Annotated in this window: 21 protein-coding genes, 1 tRNA gene and 1 other RNA gene; 11 read left to right on the top strand and 12 right to left on the bottom strand. The window is 72.9% G+C overall.

Features of this window, described 5'->3' with window-relative positions:
* Positions 1-88: 88 nt before the first annotated feature.
* The 4 genes from Q1K26_RS04300 to Q1K26_RS04285 form a co-directional block, all read right to left on the bottom strand.
* Positions 89-161, bottom strand: a tRNA-Ala gene (locus Q1K26_RS04300).
* A 138-nt stretch (positions 162-299) separates the two neighbouring features.
* On the bottom strand, positions 300-1,058 hold the full coding sequence (locus tag Q1K26_RS04295; RefSeq protein ID WP_300007838.1) for a thioredoxin domain-containing protein: 759 nt from the start codon (positions 1,056-1,058) through the stop codon (positions 300-302).
* A gap of 28 nt (positions 1,059-1,086) precedes the next feature.
* Complete coding sequence (locus tag Q1K26_RS04290) at positions 1,087-1,536, bottom strand: MauE/DoxX family redox-associated membrane protein (protein WP_300007837.1); 450 nt, start codon at positions 1,534-1,536, stop codon at positions 1,087-1,089.
* A gap of 145 nt (positions 1,537-1,681) precedes the next feature.
* On the bottom strand, positions 1,682-3,154 hold the full coding sequence (locus Q1K26_RS04285; RefSeq protein WP_300007836.1) for a cryptochrome/photolyase family protein: 1,473 nt from the start codon (positions 3,152-3,154) through the stop codon (positions 1,682-1,684).
* A 94-nt stretch (positions 3,155-3,248) separates the two neighbouring features.
* On the opposite strand from Q1K26_RS04285, the gene Q1K26_RS04280 reads away from it, so the two are divergent.
* Positions 3,249-3,980 (top strand): VIT1/CCC1 transporter family protein, encoded by a 732-nt coding sequence (locus Q1K26_RS04280; protein ID WP_300007835.1) that lies wholly within the window; start codon positions 3,249-3,251, stop codon positions 3,978-3,980.
* 10 nt (positions 3,981-3,990) lie between these two features.
* Here Q1K26_RS04280 and Q1K26_RS04275 read toward each other — a convergent pair whose 3' ends face one another.
* A complete protein-coding gene (locus tag Q1K26_RS04275) occupies positions 3,991-5,247 on the bottom strand; it encodes an MFS transporter (RefSeq protein ID WP_300007834.1) in 1,257 nt (418 codons plus the stop codon).
* A 62-nt stretch (positions 5,248-5,309) separates the two neighbouring features.
* Between Q1K26_RS04275 and Q1K26_RS04270 the strand changes: the two genes are divergently transcribed.
* The 9 genes from Q1K26_RS04270 to Q1K26_RS04230 all read left to right on the top strand — a co-directional run bounded on the left by Q1K26_RS04270 (position 5,310) and on the right by Q1K26_RS04230 (position 12,119).
* A complete protein-coding gene (locus Q1K26_RS04270; protein WP_300007833.1) occupies positions 5,310-5,555 on the top strand; it encodes an AbrB/MazE/SpoVT family DNA-binding domain-containing protein in 246 nt (81 codons plus the stop codon).
* A 25-nt stretch (positions 5,556-5,580) separates the two neighbouring features.
* On the top strand, positions 5,581-5,985 hold the full coding sequence (locus Q1K26_RS04265; RefSeq protein ID WP_300007832.1) for a PIN domain-containing protein: 405 nt from the start codon (positions 5,581-5,583) through the stop codon (positions 5,983-5,985).
* Positions 5,986-6,137: 152 nt separating this feature from the next.
* Entirely contained in the window at positions 6,138-6,800 is a 663-nt protein-coding gene (locus Q1K26_RS04260) for a GntR family transcriptional regulator (RefSeq protein ID WP_300007831.1), read from the top strand.
* 80 nt (positions 6,801-6,880) lie between these two features.
* Entirely contained in the window at positions 6,881-8,230 is a 1,350-nt protein-coding gene (gene atzF, locus Q1K26_RS04255) for an allophanate hydrolase (protein WP_300007830.1), read from the top strand.
* Positions 8,227-8,937, top strand: coding sequence for an isochorismatase family cysteine hydrolase (locus Q1K26_RS04250; RefSeq protein ID WP_300007829.1), 711 nt, complete (start codon positions 8,227-8,229; stop codon positions 8,935-8,937). Before atzF ends, Q1K26_RS04250 begins: the two co-directional genes overlap by 4 nt.
* On the top strand, positions 8,934-9,614 hold the full coding sequence (locus tag Q1K26_RS04245) for a cysteine hydrolase (protein ID WP_300007828.1): 681 nt from the start codon (positions 8,934-8,936) through the stop codon (positions 9,612-9,614). Before Q1K26_RS04250 ends, Q1K26_RS04245 begins: the two co-directional genes overlap by 4 nt.
* Positions 9,611-11,242, top strand: coding sequence for a regulator (locus Q1K26_RS04240; RefSeq protein ID WP_300007827.1), 1,632 nt, complete (start codon positions 9,611-9,613; stop codon positions 11,240-11,242). Before Q1K26_RS04245 ends, Q1K26_RS04240 begins: the two co-directional genes overlap by 4 nt.
* Positions 11,243-11,313: 71 nt before the next feature.
* Positions 11,314-11,688: an AtzH-like domain-containing protein gene (locus Q1K26_RS04235; RefSeq protein ID WP_300007826.1), complete on the top strand. Its 375-nt coding sequence runs from the start codon at positions 11,314-11,316 to the stop codon at positions 11,686-11,688.
* A complete protein-coding gene (locus Q1K26_RS04230) occupies positions 11,685-12,119 on the top strand; it encodes a hypothetical protein (RefSeq protein ID WP_300007825.1) in 435 nt (144 codons plus the stop codon). Before Q1K26_RS04235 ends, Q1K26_RS04230 begins: the two co-directional genes overlap by 4 nt.
* Here the strand turns inward: Q1K26_RS04230 and Q1K26_RS04225 are convergent.
* On the bottom strand, positions 12,095-13,315 hold the full coding sequence (locus Q1K26_RS04225; protein ID WP_300007824.1) for a saccharopine dehydrogenase NADP-binding domain-containing protein: 1,221 nt from the start codon (positions 13,313-13,315) through the stop codon (positions 12,095-12,097). The genes Q1K26_RS04230 and Q1K26_RS04225 overlap by 25 nt on opposite strands.
* A gap of 57 nt (positions 13,316-13,372) precedes the next feature.
* The gene (locus tag Q1K26_RS04220) at positions 13,373-14,827 is read right to left on the bottom strand and encodes an AIM24 family protein (RefSeq protein WP_300007823.1); all 1,455 of its coding nucleotides are present in this window, start codon (positions 14,825-14,827) and stop codon (positions 13,373-13,375) included.
* A gap of 97 nt (positions 14,828-14,924) precedes the next feature.
* On the opposite strand from Q1K26_RS04220, the gene Q1K26_RS04215 reads away from it, so the two are divergent.
* A complete protein-coding gene (locus tag Q1K26_RS04215; RefSeq protein WP_300007822.1) occupies positions 14,925-15,380 on the top strand; it encodes an SRPBCC family protein in 456 nt (151 codons plus the stop codon).
* A gap of 51 nt (positions 15,381-15,431) precedes the next feature.
* On the opposite strand, the gene ssrA is transcribed toward Q1K26_RS04215, so the two are convergent.
* The 5 genes from ssrA to ltrA form a co-directional block, all read right to left on the bottom strand.
* Positions 15,432-15,803, bottom strand: a transfer-messenger RNA (tmRNA) gene (gene ssrA / locus Q1K26_RS04210).
* 88 nt (positions 15,804-15,891) lie between these two features.
* Positions 15,892-18,591 (bottom strand): RyR domain-containing protein, encoded by a 2,700-nt coding sequence (locus Q1K26_RS04205; RefSeq protein ID WP_300007821.1) that lies wholly within the window; start codon positions 18,589-18,591, stop codon positions 15,892-15,894.
* A 107-nt stretch (positions 18,592-18,698) separates the two neighbouring features.
* Entirely contained in the window at positions 18,699-19,535 is an 837-nt protein-coding gene (locus tag Q1K26_RS04200; protein ID WP_300007876.1) for an amidohydrolase family protein, read from the bottom strand.
* 98 nt (positions 19,536-19,633) lie between these two features.
* Positions 19,634-20,122 (bottom strand): SsrA-binding protein SmpB, encoded by a 489-nt coding sequence (gene smpB / locus Q1K26_RS04195; RefSeq protein ID WP_300007820.1) that lies wholly within the window; start codon positions 20,120-20,122, stop codon positions 19,634-19,636.
* Between the two features lie 110 nt (positions 20,123-20,232).
* The gene (ltrA, locus tag Q1K26_RS04190) at positions 20,233-21,669 is read right to left on the bottom strand and encodes a group II intron reverse transcriptase/maturase (RefSeq protein WP_300007819.1); all 1,437 of its coding nucleotides are present in this window, start codon (positions 21,667-21,669) and stop codon (positions 20,233-20,235) included.
* Between the last annotated feature and the right edge of the window lie 436 nt (positions 21,670-22,105).

The following is a 22,105-nucleotide window of genomic DNA, read 5'->3' as shown; positions in this document are numbered from 1 at the left end:
CACCTCGGCGGCACCGGGCGCGCAGATGGGGCCCGTCGTCCAGGTACCAGCGATCGGGTTACCGGGTGTCACCGCTGGTGAGGAAGGGTGGAGCTGAGGGGATTCGAACCCCTGACCCCTTGACTGCCAGTCAAGTGCGCTACCAGCTGCGCCACAGCCCCTTGCCCGGACGAAGTTACACGACCGGCGCCCACCGTCGGCAACGGGGTCCCTGCCCGGGATCCGGCGTTCCCGGGCAGGGTCGGATCGTCATCCCGCGGGCATCTGCGTCTCTCGATCGCCGCGGACCGGCCCGGTGCTCAGGCCGCGTCGATAGCCTTCTGCAGCCAGCCGGTGTCGGCGATGTCGGCCTGCGCGCCGTCGAGCAGCACCGTCGGGGTGCCGAACTGGCCCTCCGCGTTCTGGACGGCCGGGGTGGCCGCAGCGGTCTCGGTCTCCGCCGCCACCGCGGCGGCGTTGGCCGCGCCGGTGACGCAGCCGGCGAAGTCGCCGGCGGCCCCCAGCTCCGCACCGAACGCCACCAGTTGCTCGTCGGTCAGGCCCCCGCTGCCCTCGGCGGGTTGGTTGTCGAACAGCGCCTGGTGGTAGCCGGGGAAGATGCCGGCGGGCGCCGCGCAGACCGCGGCGTTGGCGGCGCGTGTGGAGTAGCCCTCCGGGTCGGTGCGGGAGTCCAGGATCGACACGGCGTGGTAGCGCACGGTGACCTGCCCGTTGTTCAGCGCGGTCGTCAGCTGCTCGCCGTAGCGCTCCTCGAAGCGCTCGCAGACAGGGCACAGGTAGTCCTGGTAGATGTCGATCACGATCGGCCCGTTGCCCGCGGTGACGACGGCACCGGACGCGGTGGCGCTGTAGGTGGGCACGACCGGCTCGCCGGAGTCGCGGGTGACCAGCACCGTGATGCCGACGACGAGCGCGACGACGGCGAGCGCGGCCACCGCGATGAACGTGGTGCGCCTGCCGTCGCTCGCCTTCTGCGGCGGGGTGATACCCGCGGCCCGCAGCCGCGCGTTGGCCGCCTCCTGCTTGCGCCTCTTCTCGTTGCGCGACGCGCCACCCATGACCTGTCTCCTCACCGAATCCGCGAGTTCATCCCAGCGCGAACGACGTCCGCGGCCGCACCATCAACCATGCCGCAAGCAGCAGGAAGCCCGTGTCACGCACGAGCTCCTCGACGTACGCGGTCCGTCCCGGCTCGACCTGCCCGCCGCCGCCGAAGCAGCCGCAGTCGATCGAGAGCCCGCGCGCCCACGCCTGCGTGACCCCGGCCATGAACACCACGAGCAGCGCAGCGGACGCGACCGCGGCCACGCGCGTGCCCAGGCCCAGCAGGAGCAGCAGGGCCAGGACGATCTCCATCCAGGGCAGTACGGCTGCCACCAGCTCCACCCCGAGCGGGGGCAGCACGTCGTAGGCGCGGACGGCGACGTAGGTCTGGTCCGGGTCGAGCGCCTTGGGCACCCCGGAGAGCAGCCACACCGCGGCCAGACCGAGCCGCGCCAGCGTGCCGACGACGTCGAGCACCCGGTCCCGAACCACCCGGTCAGCCTAGCGCCGCACGGCGCGGACCCGATCACGAGGCGACGCACCCTCCGGTGACCCGCACACTCGTCCGACCCGCGCACCTCTCGTCCTCCCGCGCACGGCCGAACGTGCGCGGGAGGTCGGTCGGTACGCGGGACGCTCAGAAGGTCTCTCGGGCGGACTCCTGCTCCAGCACGGCGTCCAGGTCGGACAGCCGGTTCATCGACGCCACCGCGCGCGCCGTGCGGTGGTTGCCGGCGAGCAGGTCCCGGTGGCGGTGCACCCAGCTCCAGTAGCCGGCCGTGAACGGGCACGCGTCGTCGCCGAGGCGCTTGCGCGGGTCGAACTCGCAGGATCCGCAGTGGTCGGACATGCGCCGGATGTAGGCCCCACCCGAGCTGTACGGCTTGGTCGCGAGCATCCCGCCGTCGGCGTGCTGGCTCATCCCGATGACGTTGGGCGGCATCACCCACTCGAACCCGTCGACGTAGGCCTCGCGGAACCAGTCCGACAGGGCGGCCGGGTCGTAGCCGCGCTGCAGTGCGTGGTTGCCGAGCACCATCAGGCGCTGGATGTGGTGGGTCCAGCCGCGGTCGCGCACGCCGGCCAGCGCGTCGGACAGGCAGCGGGCGGTGACGGCGTCCGCGTCGAGCGATGTCCACCAGTCCGGCAGCGGGGCGTGGGCGCGCAGCTCGTTGCGCTCGCGGTAGGCGGGCCCGAACCGCCAGTACAGCTGCCAGATGTACTCGCGCCACCCCAGCACCTGCCGCACGAACCCCTCGACGCTCGCGATCGGCGCGTCCCCCGACCGGTAGGCGTCCTCGGCCGCGCGGACCGCGTCGAGCGGATGCAGCACCCCGAGGTTGAGCGGTACCGACAGCAAGGAGTGCGCCATCGCCCAGTCCCCGCCGAGCATCGCGTCCTCGGTGGGGCCGAAGTGCGGAAGGCGGTGCTCGACGAAGTGCGCTAGGGCGTCGTGCGCCTCGGCGGCGGTGACGGCGAACAGCCGCGGCCCGTCGGCCCCCACCGCCGGCAGGTCCAGCGCGTCGAGATCGGCGCGCACCTGCTCGTCGATCCCGTCCTCGGTCGGTTGCCACGGGCCGGGGACGTCGAGGCGTCGGGCCCCGCGCGGCGGCGGCTCGCGGTTGTCGGCGTCGAAGTTCCAGCGTCCGCCCGCGGGCTCGTCGCCGTCCATGAGGACCTCGAAGCGGCGGCGCTGTGCGCGGTAGAAGTCCTCCATCCGGAACGTGGCGCGGTCCCCGGCCCACTCGTCGAACGCGGTGCGGGACAGGGCGAACGTCGGCGTCGGCAGGATCTCCTCGACCAGACCTTCGGCGTGCAGCCGCTCGACGAACGCCGCCGCCGCGTGCGACGTGGGCTCGTGGACGACGACCGGGCGCCCGATCCGCTCCAGCGCCTCCCGGTAGGTATCGGTGCGCAGGTAGGTGGCGCGATCGCCCAGCTCGTCGGCGAGGTGGCGCATGCCGGAGAGTACGAGGTGCAGCTTCTGGCGGTGGAAGGGACGGCGCCGCAGCACCCGGCCGGCCTCGACCAGCACGACCTCGCGATCGTGGTGCGCGTCGTGGACGTGCGGGCCGAGCTGGTCGGCGAACAGCCACAGCGGGGCACTCATCGCCCCAGTCTGGGCGTGAGGGCAGGCTGCCGCGAGCCGAGCGCAGGCTGTCCAAGGTCCAACATGGACGGTCGCGCCGTACTACCGTGGGACCATGACGCAGGCTCCGGGCCCCGCCGAGTACGCCGCGCACGACGGCACCCACCATCACGCGGACATCTCGGGCGGCTGGCTCCGCGCCGCCGTGTTCGGTGCGATGGACGGCCTCGTCACCAACATCGCACTGGTGGCGGGCGTCGGCGGCGGCGGCGGGGACCGGTCACTGATCATCCTGACCGGCATGGCGGGCCTCGTCGCGGGTGCCTTCTCGATGGCGCTGGGCGAGTTCGCCTCGGTCGACACGCAGAACGACGCGGTCACCCACGAGGTGGAGGTCGAGCGCGAGGAGATCCGCCGCCATCCCGATGTCGAGCAGGCCGAGCTGGCCGACTCCTACGAGGCGATGGGCCTGAGCCGGGTGACCGCGGAGGCGGTGGCCCGCGACCTGCACGACAAACCCGAGCTCGCCGTACGCGTACACATCACCCAGGAGCTGGGCGTCGACCCCGACGACCAGCCCTCACCCTGGACGGCCGCGGGCTCCTCGTTCCTGTGCTTCGCCCTGGGCGGCGTCATCCCGCTGATCCCGTTCCTGCTCGGCTCGTCCTCGCTGCCGCTCGGCCTGCTGGTCGGGGCGGTGGGCCTGTTCCTCGTCGGAGCCCTGACCTCACGGTTCACCACCCGACGCTGGTGGTCGGCAGGGATTCGTCAGGTGCTGTTCGGGGCGTTGGCCGCCGGCGCGACGTTCGGGGTCGGCAGCCTGATCGGCGTCAACGTGGCCGGGTAGGCGGGCCCCGTCACGCGGACACGGCAGCGGTGGGGACCTTTCCCGGCAGCGTCTCCGGGGCCCGCAGCCAGAACAGCCAGCCCACCGCCAGCACCGCGCCGGTGGCCGCGAACGCCGGTCCGTAGCCGACGGCCTCGGCCAGCGCGCCGGCGGCGACCGGCCCGATGATCGCCCCGAGGTCGGAGGCCATCTGGAACCCGGCGAGCACGGTTCCCCCGCGCCCCCGCGCCCCGATGATGTCGGCGACGGCCGCGTTGAGCGGAGGATTGATCATGCCGCTGCCCAGGCCCGCGACGAGGCTGACCACGAGGAACAGCATCGGGTCCTCGACGTAGCCGAGTACCCCGGTGCCGACGGCGGCCACCGCGAGGCCGAGCAGCATCGGCGGGCGGCGGCCGTAGCGGTCGGCGAAGCGCCCGGCCACCAGCAGCGTGACGGCGTTGCCACCGGCGAACACGGCGAGCGCGATGCCCGACCACGACTCGGGCAACCCGAGCGACTCCACCACCAGCAGCGGCACCAGCGCGACCCGCGCCCCGAACACCGCCCAGCCGTTGCCGAAGCTCGCGACGAGTGCGGCCCGGTAGGTGGGGTGGCCCAGCGCGTCCCGGAACCGGACCGCGGCGGGCAGCTCGACCCCGGGGGTGTCCCCCGGCTCGATGCGTCCGCGCAGCATGAGTGCGCTCAGGCCCACGACGACGACCAGCACGACGGCGTAGACCAGGAACGGTGCCCGCAGGCTGATCGCCACGAGCCCGCCGCCCGCCAGCGGCCCGACGATGTTGCCCATCAGGAACCCGGTGGCCCACGCCCCGGACGCCCGCCCGCGCATCTGCGGCGGGGCCAGGCGGATCAGCAGTGACAGCGCCGAGATCGTGAACATCGTGGAGCCGACGCCGCCGAGCCCGCGCAGCGCGATGAGGTGCCAGTACTCCCCGGCGAAGGCCATCCCCGCCGTGGTCAGCGCCACGATGGCGAGGCCGGCGAGGTAGACGCGCAGCTCGCCGAGCTTGCTGACGAGCCAGCCGCTGCCGGGGGCGAACAGCAGCCGGGCGAGCGCGAAGACGCTGACGACCGCCGACGCCGCCGTGATGCCGACGTCGAAGGTGCGGACGAAGACCGGCAGGGTCGGCGCCACGACCCCGAAACCGATGGCGATCATGAACGAGGCGCCGACGAGCACCCAGATCTCGCGCGGCAGCCGGTCGGCGCGTACGGCCGCGGGCGGGGTGTCGGCCTCGACCACCCGCGCCCCCTCCCGTGCCATTGCTACCGATCTCCGACCCTACTCCTGGGCCGGCAGTGCCAGTCAGATGGCATCATGAACCCATGAAGCTCACGATCGACGCCGCGGGCCGCGTGGTGATCCCCAAGCAGGTCCGGGACCGGCTCGGGCTGACGGCGGGCTCGGAACTGGAGCTCGACGAGCTCGGCGATCACGTCGAGCTGCGGCCCGCCGGGCGGGACGTGTGGATCGACCGTTCCGATGGCAGGCCTGTGGCCAGGGCCGCGGCCGACGCCCCACGGCTGACGGCGGACGACGTCCGCACCCTCGTCGACCGCCAGCGTCGATGACCCGCCGTCGGGGATTCCGCGCGCCGTGATCACCGCAGACACCAGCGTGGTGATACCCGCCCTGCTCGACTGGCACGACCACCATGCGGTCGCCCGGCCGGCGATGCTCGGGGTCGACACGCTGCCCGCCCATGTCCTGGGCGAATCGTTCTCCGTGCTCACCCGGCTGCCGCACGGGCTGTCGCTGCCGCCGTCGGACGCGACGGAACTGCTCCTCGAGGCGTTCCCCGCGCGTGCACTCACCCTGTCCGCGGACGGTCACCGCGAGCTGCTCCGCACCCTCGCCGTGGCCGGCGTGCGCGGCGGGGCGATCTACGACGGGGTGGTGGCGGCCACCGCCGCGGAGGCCGACGCCGACCTGCTCACCCTCGACGGCCGGGCGGCCGCCACCTACCGGGCCGTCGGCGCCCGCTTCCGTACACCGACCTGATGCGGCCCGCACCGCGCCCCCGCCCGGTGTCTGACACTGTTGTCCGACACGTCCGCGAAGCCGAGGAGATCCGTCGTGACCGAGCTTGCGAGGTCACCATCCGACACAGCACCGGCGGACACGGCCGTGACGAGCGACAGCGAGGAGTTGCGGTGACCGCGGAGCCGGCCGTCGAGGGCGGGCTGGAGGCGAGCAGCCTCGTGGAGCTCGCCGTGCGGAGGCTGCGCAGCGAGATCCTGAGCGGAGCGCTGGTGCCCGGCGAGCGGCTGGTCGAGGAGCAGCTGACGCGCCGGTTCGGCACCAGCCGGGCGCCACTGCGCGAGGCGCTGCGACTGCTCGGCCAGCAGGGCCTCGTCGAGCACCTCCCCCGGCGCGGGGTGCGGGTCGCGGAGCTCTCGGCCCGCGACATCGACGAGCTGTTCAGCCTGCGCGACGCCCTCGAACGTTTCGCCGCACAGTGCGCCCTGAGTGGTGGCACGCGCCCGGACGCAGGCGAGCTGCGCTCCGCGACCGAGCAGATGGAGCGGGCCGCCGTCGACGGCGACGCCGTGCAGCAGGCGGCGGCGCACCGCGCGTTCCACCTGGCACTGGTCGGGCTGGCCGGGCACCACCAGCTCATGCGCGCCTACGAGCCGGTACTCACCCGGCTGCAGCTCTACATGGCCACCAACCTGCGTCGTGAGGCTCAGGAGGCGTCCCCGCGCGAGGGGGCGCAGCGCCATCGGCGCCTCTTCGAGGCCGTGGAGCGCGGGGGCCTCGACGACGTGTTGAACGAGCTCGGCCACCACGGGGCGCGCACCTACCTCGACCCCTGATCCCGACCGCCGGGGCGGGCGTCACAAGGCCGTAACGGGCCGGACGTTCGAGCGACACCAAACGGTCGACAATCGACAGAATGCGCAGCGAGTTGAGGACGTCCCCGTTCGGGGTGCGGTCGCTGCACGCCGCCTACCGTGCGGGCGCTCTGACCCCGCACCAGGTCGTCGACGAGGTGCTGGCCCGCACCGCGCGCACCGACGACGCCGTCTGGATCTCCGTGTTCCCGGCCGCCGACCTGCACGCCCGGGCCGACGAGCTGGCCGCGTGCGGATCCGACGGGCTGCCCCTCTACGGCGTGCCGTTCGCCGTCAAGAACAACATCGACGTCGCTGGCCTCCCGACCACCGCGGCCTGCCCCGCGTTCGCCTACAGCCCGGCGATCGACGCCACGAGTGTCCGGCTGCTGCGCGAGGCGGGCGCGATCGTCGTCGGCACGACCAACCTCGACCAGTTCGCCACCGGTCTCACCGGCTCGCGCTCGCCGTACGGGGCGGGCGAGAGCGCGTTCGGTCGCGACCTGATCTCGGGCGGCTCCAGTTCCGGGAGCGCCGTCGCGGTCGCGTCCGGGCAGGTGGCGTTCGCGCTGGGCACCGACACCGCGGGCTCGGGCCGGGTGCCGGCGGCGATGAACGGGATCGTCGGGCTCAAGCCCACGCGGGGCCTGGTGAGCACGGCAGGTGTGGTCCCGGCCTGCCGGTCCCTGGACTGCGTCAGCGTCTTCGCGACGTCCCTCGACGACGCCGCCGACGTCCTGGCCGTCCTCGCCGTTCCCGACCCCGCCGATCCCTGGTCCCGGCCCGCGACTGCGCAGCAGTGCTCGCACGCCGCTGAGCACTCACGGGTGGCGCTGGCCGGCGAGCTCGACTTCGAGGACGACGGGACCTACGCCGCGGCGTTCGCACGCGTCGCCGCCGACGTGCGGGCGCGGACCGGGACCGTCGACGTGTCCATCGGGCCACTGCTGGAGGCCGGCGACCTGCTCTACACCGGCCCGTGGGTGGCCGAGCGACTGGCGGGGCTGGAGGCCTTCCTCGCCTCCCATCCCGACGACGTGCTGCCGGTGACCCGCGCGGTCATCGAGAGGGGCGCCGACTTCTCCGCCGTCGACGCCTTCCGCGCCCGGCACCGCCTGCAGGAGCTGCGCGCGTGGTGCGACCGGCTCTGGGACCGCGCCGACGTGCTGCTGCTCCCGACCGTCCCGACCACGTTCACGCGCGCGCAGATCGCCGAGCAGCCGGTGGCCCGCAACCTCGTGCTGGGCCGCTACACCCAGTTCGCGAACCTGCTCGACCTGGCCGCCGTCGCGGTGCCGGCCGGGACGTGCGCCGACGGCCGCCCGTTCGGCGTCACGCTGCTCGGCCCGGCCTTCTCCGAGGACCGCCTGCTCTCCGCCGCACACCAGTTGATCACCAGGGAGGCCGCATGACCGCGACAGTCGCCACGAGAGCCCGGATCGGGCCCGTCGCCGCGAACCCCTACCCGTGGCCCTACGACGGCGCAGTCGACGCGGCGCACACGGCCCTGATCTGCATCGACTGGCAGGTCGACTTCTGCGGACCGGGGGGCTACGTCGACCGCATGGGCTACGACATCGGTCTCACCAGAGCGGGCCTTCCGGCCACCGCCCGGATGCTGGAGCACGCCCGCGCCACCGGGATGCTGGTGATCCACACCCGCGAGGGCCACTCCCCCGACCTGTCGGACCTGCCGGCCAACAAGCGCTGGCGCTCCGCCCGGATCGGGGCGGAGATCGGCTCGGAGGGACCGGCCGGGCGGATCCTGGTCCGCGGCGAACCCGGCTGGGAGATCGTCCCGGAGGTCGCCCCGGTCCCCGGCGAGGTGCTGCTGGACAAGCCGGGCAAGGGCGCGTTCTACGCCACCAACCTCGATCTCGTGCTCCGGACCAGGCAGGTCACGCACATCATCCTGACCGGCATCACCACCGACGTCTGCGTGCACACGACGATGCGTGAGGCGAACGACCGCGGCTACGAGTGCCTGATCCTGAGCGACTGCACCGGCGCCACCGACCCGTCCAACCACGACGCCGCGCTGCACATGGTGACCATGCAGGGCGGCGTCTTCGGCGCAGTCGCGACGTCGACCGCCGTGATCGAGGGGACCACCCGATGAGAGCCGTGCCCGCCGACCCCTACCCCTTCGAGTTCGACCCGGCCAGCACCGCGCTGGTGATCATCGACATGCAGCGCGACTTCGTGGAACCCGGCGGCTTCGGCGAGACGCTCGGCAACGACGTGTCCTGGCTGCAGGCCGTCGTGCCGCCGCTGCAGAAGGTGCTGGCGACCGCGCGGGAGGTGGGCCTCACCGTGGTCCACACGCGCGAGGGCCACGTCCCGGACCTGTCCGACTGCCCGCCCGCCAAGCTCAACCGCGGCGACCCCACCCTGCGCATCGGCGCGCCGGGACCGAAGGGCCGCATCCTGGTCCGCGGCGAGTACGGCCACGACATCATCGACGAGCTCACGCCGCTGCCCGGCGAGCTCGTGATCGACAAGCCGGGCAAGGGCTCGTTCCACGGCACCTCGCTCGGCGCGGAGCTCGCCGAGCTGGGCGTGACCAGCCTGGTCGTCACCGGCGTGACCACCGAGGTGTGCGTGCACACCACCGTCCGGGAGGCCAACGACCGCGGCTACGAGTGCCTCGTGCTGTCGGACTGCGTCGGCTCGTACTTCCCCGAGTTCCAGCGGGTCGGCCTGGAGATGATCTCCGCCCAGGGCGGGATCTTCGGCTGGGTCGCCCCGTCCGAGTCGTTCCTGCACGCCCTCACCCTCCAGGAGATCCCGTCATGACGACCGTCGAGAAGGAGCCGATCACGCTGTCCTGGTGGGTCGCAGGCGACACCAACGCGTTCTTCGGCCTGGGCTTCAACACCCTGGTCAACGTGCTGGTGCTGTCCGGCCTCTGCCTGGGCGTCGTCAACATCCCCGGCGCGGACGTGTTCGGGGTGATCCTCCCCGCGCTCGGCGTGCAGCTGCTGATCGGCAACGTCTACTACACCTACCTCGCTCGACGCCTGGCCCGGCGCGAGAACCGCACCGACGTCTGCGCGATGCCCTACGGCCCGTCGGTGCCGCACATGTTCATCGTCGTCTTCGTGATCATGCTGCCGATCTACCTCGCGACCGGGGACCCGATCGTCGCCTGGACCTCCGGGCTCGCGTGGTCGTTCATCATCGGCATCATCGTGCTGATCGGCGCGTTCGTCGGCCCCTACATCCGCAGGTACACCCCGCAGGCCGCGATGCTCGGCACGCTGGCCGGCATCTCGATCGCGTTCATCTCGATGCGCCCGGCCGCCCAGATGTGGGAGGCGCTGTGGATCGCCTTCCCGGTCATGGTGATCATCCTGATCGGCTTCTTCACCGACCTGAAGCTGCCGGGCAACATCCCCGTCGGCCTCGCGGCCCTGCTCGTGGGAAGCGCGATCGGCTGGATCGGCGGCTACATGTCGGTGCCGAACGTGATCGCCGCGGCCGGTGACGTGGCGCTGTCGCTGCCGACGTTCGACATCCCGCGGCTGGTCGAGGGCCTGTCCAACGTGGCCCCGCTGCTCGCCACGGCCATCCCGCTGGGCATCTACAACTTCACCGAGGGCATGGCCAACGTCGAGAGCGCCGCGGCGGCGGGCGACGAGTACAACCTGCGCGCGATCCTCGGCGCCGACGGCGCGGGCGCGATCGTCGGTGCCGCCATGGGCTGCCCGTTCCCGCCCGCCGTCTACATCGGCCACCCCGGCTGGAAGGCCGCGGGCGGGCGGACCAGCTACTCGCTCGCGTCGGGCGTGTTCATCGCGCTGATGTGCTTCCTCGGGATGTTCTCGCTGCTCGGAGCGCTGCTGCCGCTGCCGGCGATCGTGCCGATCCTGCTCTACATCGGGCTGCTGATCGGCGCGCAGGCGTTCCAGGAGGTGCCGAAGCGGCACGCGATCGCGGTGGTGTTCGCGATCATCCCGAACATCGCCTCGTGGGCGGGCGGGTTGATGACCAATGCGGTCGGCGCGGCCGGTTCCACTCCCGCCGAGGTGGGCGAGGAGGGCTTCGCGAACGCCGGGCTCGTCTACGAGGGCACCCTGCTGCTCGGCGGCGGCGCGATCCTGGCCGGCATGGTGCTCGGGTCGATCGTGGTGTTCATCATCGACAAGAAGTTCGTGCCGGCCGCGATCTACTGCTTCATCGGCGCGGCGCTGGGCTTCATCGGGCTCATCCACGCCGAGGAGGTGGGCTGGAACGTCGGCGGGCAGATCGCGCTGGGCTACCTGTTCGCCGGCATCATCCTGCTGCTCTTCGCGCTGACGACCCGCGGGACGCCCGGGCCCACCGGGAGCGAGACCTCCACGGTGCCCGAGCCCCGGCCGGCGCAGGAGGAGCCGGCGGCGGCGGTGGCCCCACTGGACACGCCCCGCCCGGCGACCGCATGACACCCACCGAGTTGCAGTGGGGTGGCTTCACTGCGACTGGACTGCAGCACAGCCACCCCACTGCGATCGGGGTGGGCCGTGTCGATGTCGTCGGCGAGGTGTCCGCCGTGTTCGAGCGGTACGAGCGGGCTCTCGTCGAGGGTGACGTCGCCACGCTCATCGCGCTGTTCTGGGACGACCCGCGGTGCCGCCGCTTCGGGGTGGCCGACCGCCAGCAGGGTGCCGAGGAGATCGCGGCGTGGCGCCGGGCGCATCCGTCGGTGCCCGAGGGGCGGGCGCTGCGCGACACCGTGGTGCTGGCACTCGGCGACAGCGCGGCCGTCGTCACCACGCTGTTCACCCATTCCGACGGCGCGACGGAGGGCCGGCAGAGCCAGACCTGGTTCCGGTTCCCGCAGGGCTGGCGGATCGTTGCCGCCCACGTCTCCGAGGTGCCCCTCGGATGACCGTGGCGGGTACGGACCGGGCGTCGGTGACGGCGCCCGGTCCGGCCGAGGTCCTGCTGGCCGTGACCGCGGCCCACCGCACCGGCCAGCCGCTCCATCCGGAGCTGCTGGCGCTGGGCGCGCACTTCGAGCGGCGGGCGCACACGGCGCCGCGCTACCGGATGCTCGCGCTCCCGGGCCCCGGCGTACGCCGCGGCGGCATCGTCGCCACCGCCCACGGCGGCACGGCCCTGGAGGTCGAGCTGCACCGGATGCCGACCTGCGCGCTCGGGACGCTGCTCTGCGCCCTGCCCGCCCCGCTCGCGATCGGCCGCATCGAGCTGGTGGACGGCACGGTGCTCGGCATCCTCTGCACCGGCCACCCGGCGGGCGCGGTCGACGTCAGCAGCCACGGCAGCTGGCCCGCCTACCTCAGGTCGGTGACGGTGTAGGTGTGCCCGGCCGCGACCAGTCGCCGGACCAGCACCGATCCCATCGCCGTGGCCGGGGTGAGCGAGCCCGCCCGGTCGGGGAGCTCGTCCACGGCCAGGCACAGCCCGCTCTCCCCGAGCATGACGGCGGTGGCCGCGTAGCCCGGGTCCCCGGTGCCCGATACCCGGGCGCGGTAGCGGCGCCCGCCCGTCGTCGTGGCCTCGATGTCCATCCGGAACCAGCCCGCCGCCCGGGCCGCGGCGCTCGGCCCGGCACCCGGCTTGGGCAGCACGCGGTCGAGCACCGCGCGGGTGGGCGCCGCACCGAAACCGGCGACGACGGCCCCGAGCCCCGCGGTCACCCCGTAGGCGGCGACCGCCCCCATCGGCCCCGACCCGAGCCCCATCGTCTCGCCGTAGCGCATCGACCGGCCGTAGGCCCAGTCCTGCAGCGCGTTACTGCGCCGCACGACCCGGGTGTTGTAGGAGGCCATGACGAACGGCGCGGTCCAGGTGTTGCGCGATCCGCGACGGGCCGGCGCCGGCGCGTCCGCGGGTTGCGCCGGGGCGGGCTCGGCGGCCCGGTCGGGGCTGAGCGCGTGCGGGTCGCCGACCACCCGGCGGCGCGACGGGTCGGCGCCGATCGCCTCGAACTGCGCGCGCATCGAGTCGATCGTGCCGCCGGAGAACCCGCCCTTGGCCATCGCGATCAGCCCGACGTCGGTGAGCTCGCCCGCCTGGTCCGCCACGGCCCGCTCGTGCAGCACGAGAACCCCGAGATCGGACGGGATCGAGTCGTAGCCGCACGAGTGCACGATCCGCGCGCCGGTGTCCTGCGCGATCTTGTCGACGCGGTCGATGGCGTCGCGGTGGAACAGCACCTCGCCGGTGAGGTCGGCGTAGTGCGTACCGGCCCGGGCGCAGGCCTCCACCACGGGCAGCCCGTAGCGCGCGTAGGGCCCCACCGTCGTGACCAGCACCCGGGTGGACTCCGCGAGCCGCTCCAGCGCCGCCGTGTCCGCGGAGTCGGCGACGATCAGCGGCCAGTCGCGGGCGGCGGCGGGCAGCCTCGCCCGCACGGCCTCGAGCTTCGTGGCCGACCGCCCGGCCAGGGCGATCCGCACGCCGGCGGGGGCGTGCTCGGCCAGGTACGCGGCCGTCAGCTCCCCGACGAACCCGGTGGCGCCGTAGACGACGAGATCATGCGGTCGGTCCATGTCGCTCACCCTGCCGCAACACCGGGCGTTCGGCACGCCCCGGGACGCGCCTGGGGGTCACCGGCCGCCGAGCAGCCCGCCCAGCACGCCGCCGCTTCCGCTGTGACCGGCCTGCTCACCGCCACCGGTGCCGCCGATCAGGCCGCCGGGCGGCAGCTCCGAGGGCTGCACGATCACGAAGCCGTGCCCGGTGAACGACAGCGTGTACCGCTCGCCGGTGCTGCGGCCCATCAACGTGCCGAGGTTGAACGTGTCGTTGCTGGTGAGACCGGTGCGCAGGCTCGCCGACCACGCCACGGCCGCCTGGGGGTCGGCGTAGGTCGGCTGGTCGACGTTGAGCACGACCGGCGTGCCCTCGGTGGTGATCGCGATCCGGCCGCGCCCGGTGAACTCGCAGTTGAACAGGCCGGCGTTGCCGGCGTAGCCGGCCGCACCCGAGACCCGCGCGATCCGGTAGGACAGCGTGGAGTCGAACGCGAGCACGTTGGCCCCGTTGATCGTGAGCCCGTCCGAGCCGTCGAGGTCGATCAGGTGCACGTCGCTGGCCGCATTGGCCAGGAAGAGGTCGCCCCGCCCGCTGACCTTCATCAGCGGCACGCCCTCACCGGTGAGCCGCTGCCGGATCATGTTCCCGATGCCGCCGGATCCGAGCGCCTCGAACCGCAGGTCGCCCTGGTAGGCGACCATGGACCCGGCCCGGGCGAGCAGCTCGGTGCCGGTCATCGACACCCGCGCCATCTTGCCGCCCTGCTTCTGGATCCCGGAGCCGGCGACCTCGGCGTGGTCGGGGCTGAACAGGTCGCTCTGCATGGGCGGTGCTCCTTCGGGCGGCGGCGCGGGTCGGGGCGGCGCGGACGGTGGCGGCGCTGATGACGACGGCGCGGCTGGGGACGGCGCGGCTGGGGACGGCGACGGGTCGGTCGGGGGCTCGGTCCGGTCCGGGAGCGGCGGCGACTCGGGCGGCGGCCAGGACTGGGCGGGCGGCGCCGGCTCGATTGAGGCCTGTGGCGGTGCCGGGGCCGGCGGGTCGTCGTCGAGGTTCACGCCGTACTCCGTCGCGATGCCTTCGAGCCCGGTGTCGAAGCCCTGCCCGACCGCCCGCACCCGCCAGCCGCCCTGGCGCCGGTAGATCTCGACGCAGATCACCGCGGACTCCGTGTCGAGCCCGGTCATCTCGAACGCGAACCCGCCCGCCGTGGCGACCGGTGGCGCGAGCTGCCCGAACGTCGCCGGGCCGGAGCCGTCCAGGCTGGCCGCGACCACGACGGTCCCGACGTCGGCCGGGACCGACCCGAGCTCCACCTGGACGAGATCGCCCCGGCCCTGACCGTGGTGGAGGGAGACCGCCGCGCCGGTCGGATTGTTGAAGAAGACGAAGTCCCCGTCCCCGCGCACCCGCCCGTCCGGGCCGAGCAGCAGCGCGGAGACGTCGACCGGGACGGGGCAGGTGACCGTGACCGTGACCCGGTCGCCGGTCAGCGGTCGGTTCTCGCCGCGAGCCAGGGACGTCACAGCGCGCAGTCTGGCACCGACGCACGACCCCTCGGTAGCCCCGGGCCGCCGGCCCGTTGCGGGGATTGTGCTGTGCCGGACCGGGAACCCGGCACTCATGACGGAGTTCGAGACCGAGCGCACGATGCCGGCGGGTGCGGACGCGGTGTTCGCCGTGGTGTCCGACCTGGAGCGGCTGACCGAGTGGTTGCCCCACGAGGTCCGGGTCCGACCCACCGACGACGACCCGGGCAGCGACCCGGCCCGCGGCGCGAAGAACCACGTGACCGAGGTGCACGCCAGGGTCGAGCCGCGCCACACCGACGCCTACGGGCTGGTGCGGGTGCGTTCGGACCAGATGCGCGTCGAGTGGGGCGGCGGCGACTCCACCGACTACGCGGGCTACCTGCAGGTCATGGGCGACGACCCGGACCGCTCCTCGGTGCTGCTGCACCTGTCGTTCCTCGGCGACCAGCCCGAGACCCACACCGACCGGGCCGCCGACGACGTGCGGCGCGGCCTCGACACCGGGCTGGACAACCTCGCGCGGATGGTGGCCGGGCGCGCGAGGTGATCCCGGCGACCGAAGAGCCCCCGCCGACGGTGTCGGCGGGGGCTCTTCGCGGGGTGGAGGTGCCGGGAATCGAACCCGGGTCCTCCGTCGCTCCACAAGGGCTTCTCCGTGCGCAGTTCGCTGTGCCTCTACTCGGATCCCCCGGTCACGCGAACAAGTCCGGAGTGACGATCCCAGTCGCTGTGTGATTTCCCCGTCCGCCCCGCGACCGGGCGGACGGGTGAGCTCCCTAGCTGATGCCGGGATCCGCGGCGGGAGCGCCCGCGGGCCGACAGACTCACACTCGCTCAGGCGGCGAGGGCGAAGTCGCGCTGATTGGAATCGGCGCTTGTAAATTTGCGACGGGTGGTTAACGAGATCATCGTCGCCTTCCTCGGCACGCTTCCCCTTGATCGACGAACGGAGTCGAAACCGTTCACCCCCTTCTGGGCCCGGCCGTCGGGCGTCCGTACAGGATAACCCCCGGGGCGGTTCGGATCATCCCGGATCCGCCCGTCCGAGGCGACCGAGGTCAGCGGGCGCTCAGCGACGCGTGGGCCAGTGCGGCGGGCAGGGCGCGCACGACGCCGCGGTCCCACTCGCGGCTCTGCTCGGCGAGTTCGGTCCACGGCACCAGGTCCGGCGACCGGAACCGGGCCACGTCCCGGTTGCCGATCCCCCATCCGGCGAGCAGCCGCTCGACGTTCCACCGGCCGTGCTCGGTCTCGGCGAGCAGTTCCAGCGTCGCCGGATCGGGCCAGTCCGACGGCCACCCGGGTCCGGCCAGCGGGCACAGCCGCAGGCCGACCAGCGCGAGCTTGTCGGGGATGCCGTCGACGACCCCGCGGTTGGAGTCCTGCAGCACCGGGTCCAGCTCGGCGAAGGCGCGCATCGCCGGGTCGTCCGGCGGCGTGATGCCGACCTGGCCCTGCCGGTAGAGGTCGTGCAGGGCTGCCGCCACCGTGTCCCGGTCCACCAGCGTGTCGTCCCACCGCGACGGCCGGAGGAACGCGCGCACCGTGGCCCGGTCGACGGGCAGGCGCACGATCCCGGCCGCTCCGCCCAGCAGCTCGCGCTCCGGGTCGGGCTCCGGGTCGGGCTCCGGGCGACCGTCCAGCCCGGCCGGCAGCCAGCCGATCTGGGCACCCAGCGTGCGCAGCAGGTGCAGCTGCGGCCACAGGTCCGCCGCACCCGGCACGGCCAGCACCCTCAGGCGGGCCCGGCCCGGCGGGCGTCCGGACCAGAGGTCGACGGCGAAGTCGCGGCCTGCGGCGACGTCGTCCCCGGACTCCCGGACCCGGAACCCGTAGTCCGGGTCCCGCGCGAGCATCCGCAGGAACCGGCGCACCCCGTTGTCCCCCGTGGGCTCGACGATCGTGAGGCCGGGCCCGGAACCGGCCAGCGCCCACCGGAGGATCTCGCACAGCTCGGCGGGCGCGACGATGCCCGACCCGCCGACCACGAGCACCGGGTCCTCGGGCGGCGGCGCCACGTCCCCGGGGTCGGCCTGGTGCGCCCGCCACAACGGCAGGATCCGCTGCACCGCCGCCGCCGCGACGCCGGGCCCGATGCGCTGCTGCAGGACCTCGACCGGGTCCGCGGCCCCGTCCGGCTGGTACAGCCGGGCCGCCTCGCACCACACCTCCACCGCCGACCCGTGCCCCGACCGCAGCAGCCGGTTGCCGACCCCGATGAGCGTCTGCGGGTCGCGGAGCTCCAGTGACAGCCCGGCCCGGGAGAGCGCCGTCGCTGCGCCCGGCGACACCTCGGGCGCAGCCGCCGCGAGAGCCTCGCTCTCCACCCCTGCCGGACCGTGCAGGATCCGCCGCTCCGGCGGGTCGACCGCCAGGAACGGGTTGGGCCGCAACCGGATACCGTCGCCGGCGAACCCGTCGAGCACGGCGGTCGCGCGGGCCCGCGCGAGGGTGCGCAGCAGGTCACCCGCGTCCACCCACCTGGGCGCGCCCGGCACCTGCTCGTGGATCGCCCGTGCCAGCCGGTCGGTGGCACGCCACTCCCGGAGCCGGTGCAGGCGGTAGGCCCGGCTCGGCACCCGGAGGACCTCCACATCGGCCAGCGTGGCGTCCTGCACGCTGTGCCAGGCGAGCTGCTCGGCGATCTGCTCCCCGAACGCGCCCTCCGGCGCCTCGGTGACCAGGGCGATCCGGCGGCTCCCGCCCAGGTGCTGGGCCAGGGAGAGCACCATCGGCCCGCCCGCAGGGTCGTCTCCTACCACCACCATGACGCGGGCGTCGGGCCGGGCGGCGAGCTCCCGCGCCACACGGGGTTTCACGGTGATCGACTCGGCGACCGGGTCGGCGATGGCGGTGACCGTCAGCAGGTCCAGCTCGGGCCCGAGCAGCGCGCGCAGCCGGTCGATCCGATCCTCCGCGTCCGGGCCCACGACCAGCACGTCGTGCTCGGGGCTCTCGGACGCCGACGGGTCCAGCCGGTGCGCGGCGCGCCGCCTGCGCAGCTCCAGGACGACCGCGTCGACCATCCGGCCCTGCCCGAACAGCACGAACGGCCGTGGCAGCGCACCCGCGGTCACGTCGAACTCGTCGAGGATCACCGAGGCGGCCAGCGTCGGCGCGCTGAACGGGGTGGTCGCCACCCTCAAGTGGTGCGCGCTGCGATCGAGTGTGCGGACCAGGCCGGGATCGTCGAACTCCACGTACACCTCGCGCCCCGCGTCGTCGGTGGGCGGGTGCCGCTGCAGCTCGGTCACGATGGCCGCGTTGCGCCGGTCGTCCCCGGTCACGACGACGACCTCGTCGGTCCGGAGCACCGCTGCCTTGCGCAGCGGGGCGCTCAGGCCGTCCGCGGTCACGGTCCACGCGCCGAGCTCGCGCATCGCGGCGAGCCGAGCAGGGTCCGGATCGGCCACCACGAAGCCGTGGCGCCACCGCTGCCACCGGGTCAGGCCCGCGGCGTCGGCGACGACGGCCGCCGCGCGGTGGTTCGCGCCGAACACCACTGCCCGCGGCAGGACCAGGAACCGCACCGTGACGCCCTGCAGGCGGTCCCGGAACAGCTCCGCCACCCCGCGCAGGGAAAGCACCGGCGCGAGCACCGCGGCGATCCACAGCACCGGGTGCACGCGCATGCCCGGGCCCGGATCGATGTCGAGTTCCAGGACGAACAGCAGCGCGGTGAGGTAGACCACCTCTGCCGGAGGCAGGTCGGGGTGGGTCAGGACGTTCCCGATCAGGCCGAGCCCGACGGTCAGCACCAGCAGCGCCAGCCAGCCCAGCCGCCCGGGCGGGATCCCCCCTCGTGAGCGGGCTCCTGCGGGGTTCGGCGGCCATGGTCGGTCGTTCGCGGCGGCGGGGAGCGGCGTTACCCGACGCCGAGCAACCGGGCCGGGTTGTCGTGCAGGACCGCACGGGTGAACGGGGCGCCGAGCCGGTCGTCGGCCGCCGCCCACCCGGCGACCGCCGCGACCTGCTCCGCGACGCCGTAGGGGATGTTGGGGAAGTCGGTGCCGAACACCACCCGGTCGGTGACGTCGGCGAGGCGGGCGGACCAGTCGCTCGGCAGGGGCGTCATGCGCTCGGTGAACCCGGTGCCGACCATCGTCGTGTCGATGTGCACGTTCGGGTAGCGGCGCACGAGATCGAGCGCTGCGACGTAGTCGGGCATACCGGCGTGCGCGAGGACCACCGGCAGCCGCGGGTGCTGCGCGAGCACCTCGCCGAACACGTCCAGCCCGGTGTGCGCGCCGGGGATCGGCCCGTGCCCGCAGTGCACGATCGCCGGCACCTGCGCCTCGGCGAGCAGGCCCCACGCCGGGCGCAGCAGCGCGTCGCGCGGGTCGAAGCCGCCGACCTGGACGTGCACCTTCACCGCGCGAGCACCGTTCGCGACCGCCGCGCCGAGGTAGTCGACCACGTCCGGCTCGGGGAACAGCGTGGCCGTGGGCAGCGCACCGGGGGTGCGGGCGGCGAACTCGGTGACCCACTCGGTGAGCCAGCGCCCCATGCCCGGCTTGTGCGGGTACACCAGCGGCGCGAACGCGCCGACGCCGAGCCTGGTGAGCGTGGCCAGGCGCTCGTCCACCGACGTGCGGTAGTGGATCGGCCACGCCGTGCCGTAGTGGGTCTCGGCGCGGTCGAAATAGGCCCACACCTTGGCCATCACCGGGTCGGGCAGGAAGTGCACGTGGGCGTCGACCATGGAGTCCAGGCCGAGCTCGGCGAGGAAGCGCGGGACGTCGGCGTCGTCGAGGGGCGGGGACGGGAGGACCGGCACGTCGCCTCGGGCCGACGGGGCCGTCACCGGCGAAGCTCGCGCACTCGGCCCTTCGCCGCCCGCCCGAACGCCTTCTGGATCTCGCGCTGCGCGTCGCGCTTGGCGAGGTCGGTGCGCTTGTCGTAGGACTTCTTGCCCTTGGCCAGCGCCAGCTCGCACTTGACCTTGCCGTCGGAGAAGTACAGCGACAGCGGCACCAGCGACAGCCCGCCCTCGCGGATCTTGCCGATCAGCCGGTCGATCTCACCGCGGTGCAGCAGCAGCTTGCGGGTGCGGCGCGGCTCGTGGTTGGTCCAGCTCCCCTGGGTGTACTCGGGGATGTGCAGGCCACGCAGCCAGATCTCGCCGTCGTCGACGGTGGCGTAGGAGTCCACCAGCGATGCCCGGCCCAGCCGCAGGCTCTTCACCTCGGTACCCAGCAGCGCGACGCCCGCCTCGTACTCGTCCAGGATCGAGTAGTCGTGGCGCGCCTTGCGGTTCTGCGCGATCACCTTCCGCCCCGTCTCCTTCATTGGTAGTCAGGGGCGCAGGGACCGCGTAGCGGTCCTGTTTCCCCATCCCCCTTTCAATCCGTACGTGCGGTTTTCCCGCATACGGCTTACCGACGATCTTCTGGACATGGTTACGCCGCCCTCGGGTATCGGATGGTGCCAACCAGTTGGTGTAGCCCCTGGTCGTGGAACCAGGCTTCGGTCCAGCGCCCCGCCTGCCCGACCCGTAGGTTGCGACCCCGCTTCTTGACCAGCAAGCGTTTCAGTCGCCACCCGACGTGCCGGTCGAGCTGACGGAACTTCTGGGCGGCGTTACCGGTGCGGAAGTAGTTCCCCCATCCCCGTAGGAACAGGTTGAGGCTGTCGATCACCTCGGTCAACTCCAGCCCGACCCGGCGCCGATCAGTGAGGTCCCGAATCCTGGCCCGTGCCCGCTTCATGCTCCGCGCCGACGGCCACCGGTGCAGGTAGTAGCGCACGATCTGCTTGCGCTCCCACAACCGGCCCGACATCCGCGCCCGAAGATGACACCCCAGGAAATCGAAACCCTCCCGGCCCTCCCGGAGATCGACCACACCGGTCTTGTCCGGGTGCAGCGACAACCCGAGACCGCCGAGCAGGGCCGCCGCCCTGTTCTGAGCGTCCTCGGCCTGGGCTGCGGAGGAACACAGCACCACGAAGTCATCCGCATAACGGACCAACTCCCCGGTGCCCTGCTCGCTCCAGACCCGATCGAACGCGTGCAGATAGATGTTGGCCAGCAACGGCGAGATCACCCCGCCCTGCGGGGTCCCGGTGACCGTCGCCGAGAACACCCCCTGATCCAACACCCCTGCCCGCAGCCACAACCGCAACAGCGTGAGCACCCGACGATCACTGACCCGCCGTCCGACCTCGACCATCAGCAGGTCGTGGTCGATCGAACCGAAGAAATCGGTGATGTCGGCCTCGAAGACGAACCGCTGTCCCCGCGGGAACGCCACCCTGATCTTCTCCAGCGCATCGGTGGCGCTGCGTCTCGGACGGAACCCGAAACTACAGTCGAAGAAGTCGGCCTCGAAGATCGGCTCCAAGACCAGCTTCGCCGCCTGCTGCGCCACCCGATCACGCACCGTCGGAATACCCAGCGGCCGCTTACGGCCGTCCGGTTTGGGAATCTCCACCCGACGCACCGGCGCCGGACGATAGCTCCCACTGCGGAGGTCCCGGGACAGCTCGTCGAGCATCCGCTCGACCCCGTAGTCCTCCACCGCCACCAGGGTCATCCGATCGACACCCGCGGCGCCACGATTGGCTCGCACCCGCTCCCACGCCTCCACCAGCACATCACGCCGATGAATCCGGTCAAACAGGGCGTGGAAACGCCTTCCCTCAGACCGCTTGGCCGCAGCCCATAGCTCGCGTTGCAGTTGTCGCACCTTGCCCACCGGCTCCCGCCGGTGCAGCACGACGGGCCTAGATTGCCCGCCAGGGTGGTTGGACCGGGCGGTCCCGGCCATGCCCCCGCGCTTACCCACTCCGCTCACATGACCGAAGTCGGGGCCCTTCCCGCTCACCGAGATGCGCACGGCGTTCTGCGGTACTACGACCCCGTCGGACTCCCGCTGCACTCCACCGGACTTCACCATTGGCTTATACCGGTGGTCTTTGCTGATGAGGCTGCGCAGACGGGTCTCTCCTGTTCCGAACCAGACCGTGCGTGCGTGCCGATCCCCATACCCCGAAGGGACCCGACGAGCTGACCCCGGAACAGGGCCCGCCGGACATGGCCTTCGCCGTGAAGTGAGCGGCTCGGCTCCCCCGTTGTATCTGTGACGAGGCTGCAGGACTCACACCTGATGGTGCTACGGCCCACACGCTTGCTCCCTCCGAAGAGGCTCTCGACGCCCCGCTCAGCCCGCCGGATCTCTCCGACGAACCGGGGCCTGCTACTGGGCGCTCCGGTACCTACCCAGGCGGGACTCACACCCGCTGGCCTGATCCAGCTTTCAGGACGCACCACCG

Source organism: Pseudonocardia sp. (assembly GCF_029263155.1).
Taxonomy (GTDB): domain Bacteria; phylum Actinomycetota; class Actinomycetes; order Mycobacteriales; family Pseudonocardiaceae; genus Pseudonocardia.
The sequence above is the reverse complement of the archived record's forward strand: the minus strand, read 5'-3'. Positions and strand labels throughout refer to the sequence as shown.

Excerpts from the sequence above, each read along its gene's own strand:
- smpB (WP_300007820.1), bottom strand. The coding sequence starts at position 20,122 with ATGAAGGAGACGGGGCGGAAGGTGATCGCGCAGAACCGCAAGGCGCGC.
- Q1K26_RS04280 (WP_300007835.1), top strand. The coding sequence starts at position 3,249 with ATGACGCAGGCTCCGGGCCCCGCCGAGTACGCCGCGCACGACGGCACC.
- Q1K26_RS04225 (WP_300007824.1), bottom strand. The coding sequence starts at position 13,315 with ATGGACCGACCGCATGATCTCGTCGTCTACGGCGCCACCGGGTTCGTC.
- Q1K26_RS04285 (WP_300007836.1), bottom strand. The coding sequence starts at position 3,154 with ATGAGTGCCCCGCTGTGGCTGTTCGCCGACCAGCTCGGCCCGCACGTC.
- Q1K26_RS04240 (WP_300007827.1), top strand. The coding sequence starts at position 9,611 with ATGACGACCGTCGAGAAGGAGCCGATCACGCTGTCCTGGTGGGTCGCA.
- Q1K26_RS04295 (WP_300007838.1), bottom strand. The coding sequence starts at position 1,058 with ATGGGTGGCGCGTCGCGCAACGAGAAGAGGCGCAAGCAGGAGGCGGCC.
- Q1K26_RS04250 (WP_300007829.1), top strand. The coding sequence starts at position 8,227 with ATGACCGCGACAGTCGCCACGAGAGCCCGGATCGGGCCCGTCGCCGCG.
- Q1K26_RS04200 (WP_300007876.1), bottom strand. The coding sequence starts at position 19,535 with ATGGTCGACGCCCACGTGCACTTCCTGCCCGACCCGGTGATGGCCAAG.
- Q1K26_RS04215 (WP_300007822.1), top strand. The coding sequence starts at position 14,925 with ATGACGGAGTTCGAGACCGAGCGCACGATGCCGGCGGGTGCGGACGCG.
- atzF (WP_300007830.1), top strand. The coding sequence starts at position 6,881 with ATGCGCAGCGAGTTGAGGACGTCCCCGTTCGGGGTGCGGTCGCTGCAC.
- Q1K26_RS04230 (WP_300007825.1), top strand. The coding sequence starts at position 11,685 with ATGACCGTGGCGGGTACGGACCGGGCGTCGGTGACGGCGCCCGGTCCG.
- Q1K26_RS04270 (WP_300007833.1), top strand. The coding sequence starts at position 5,310 with ATGAAGCTCACGATCGACGCCGCGGGCCGCGTGGTGATCCCCAAGCAG.
- Q1K26_RS04275 (WP_300007834.1), bottom strand. The coding sequence starts at position 5,247 with ATGGCACGGGAGGGGGCGCGGGTGGTCGAGGCCGACACCCCGCCCGCG.
- Q1K26_RS04245 (WP_300007828.1), top strand. The coding sequence starts at position 8,934 with ATGAGAGCCGTGCCCGCCGACCCCTACCCCTTCGAGTTCGACCCGGCC.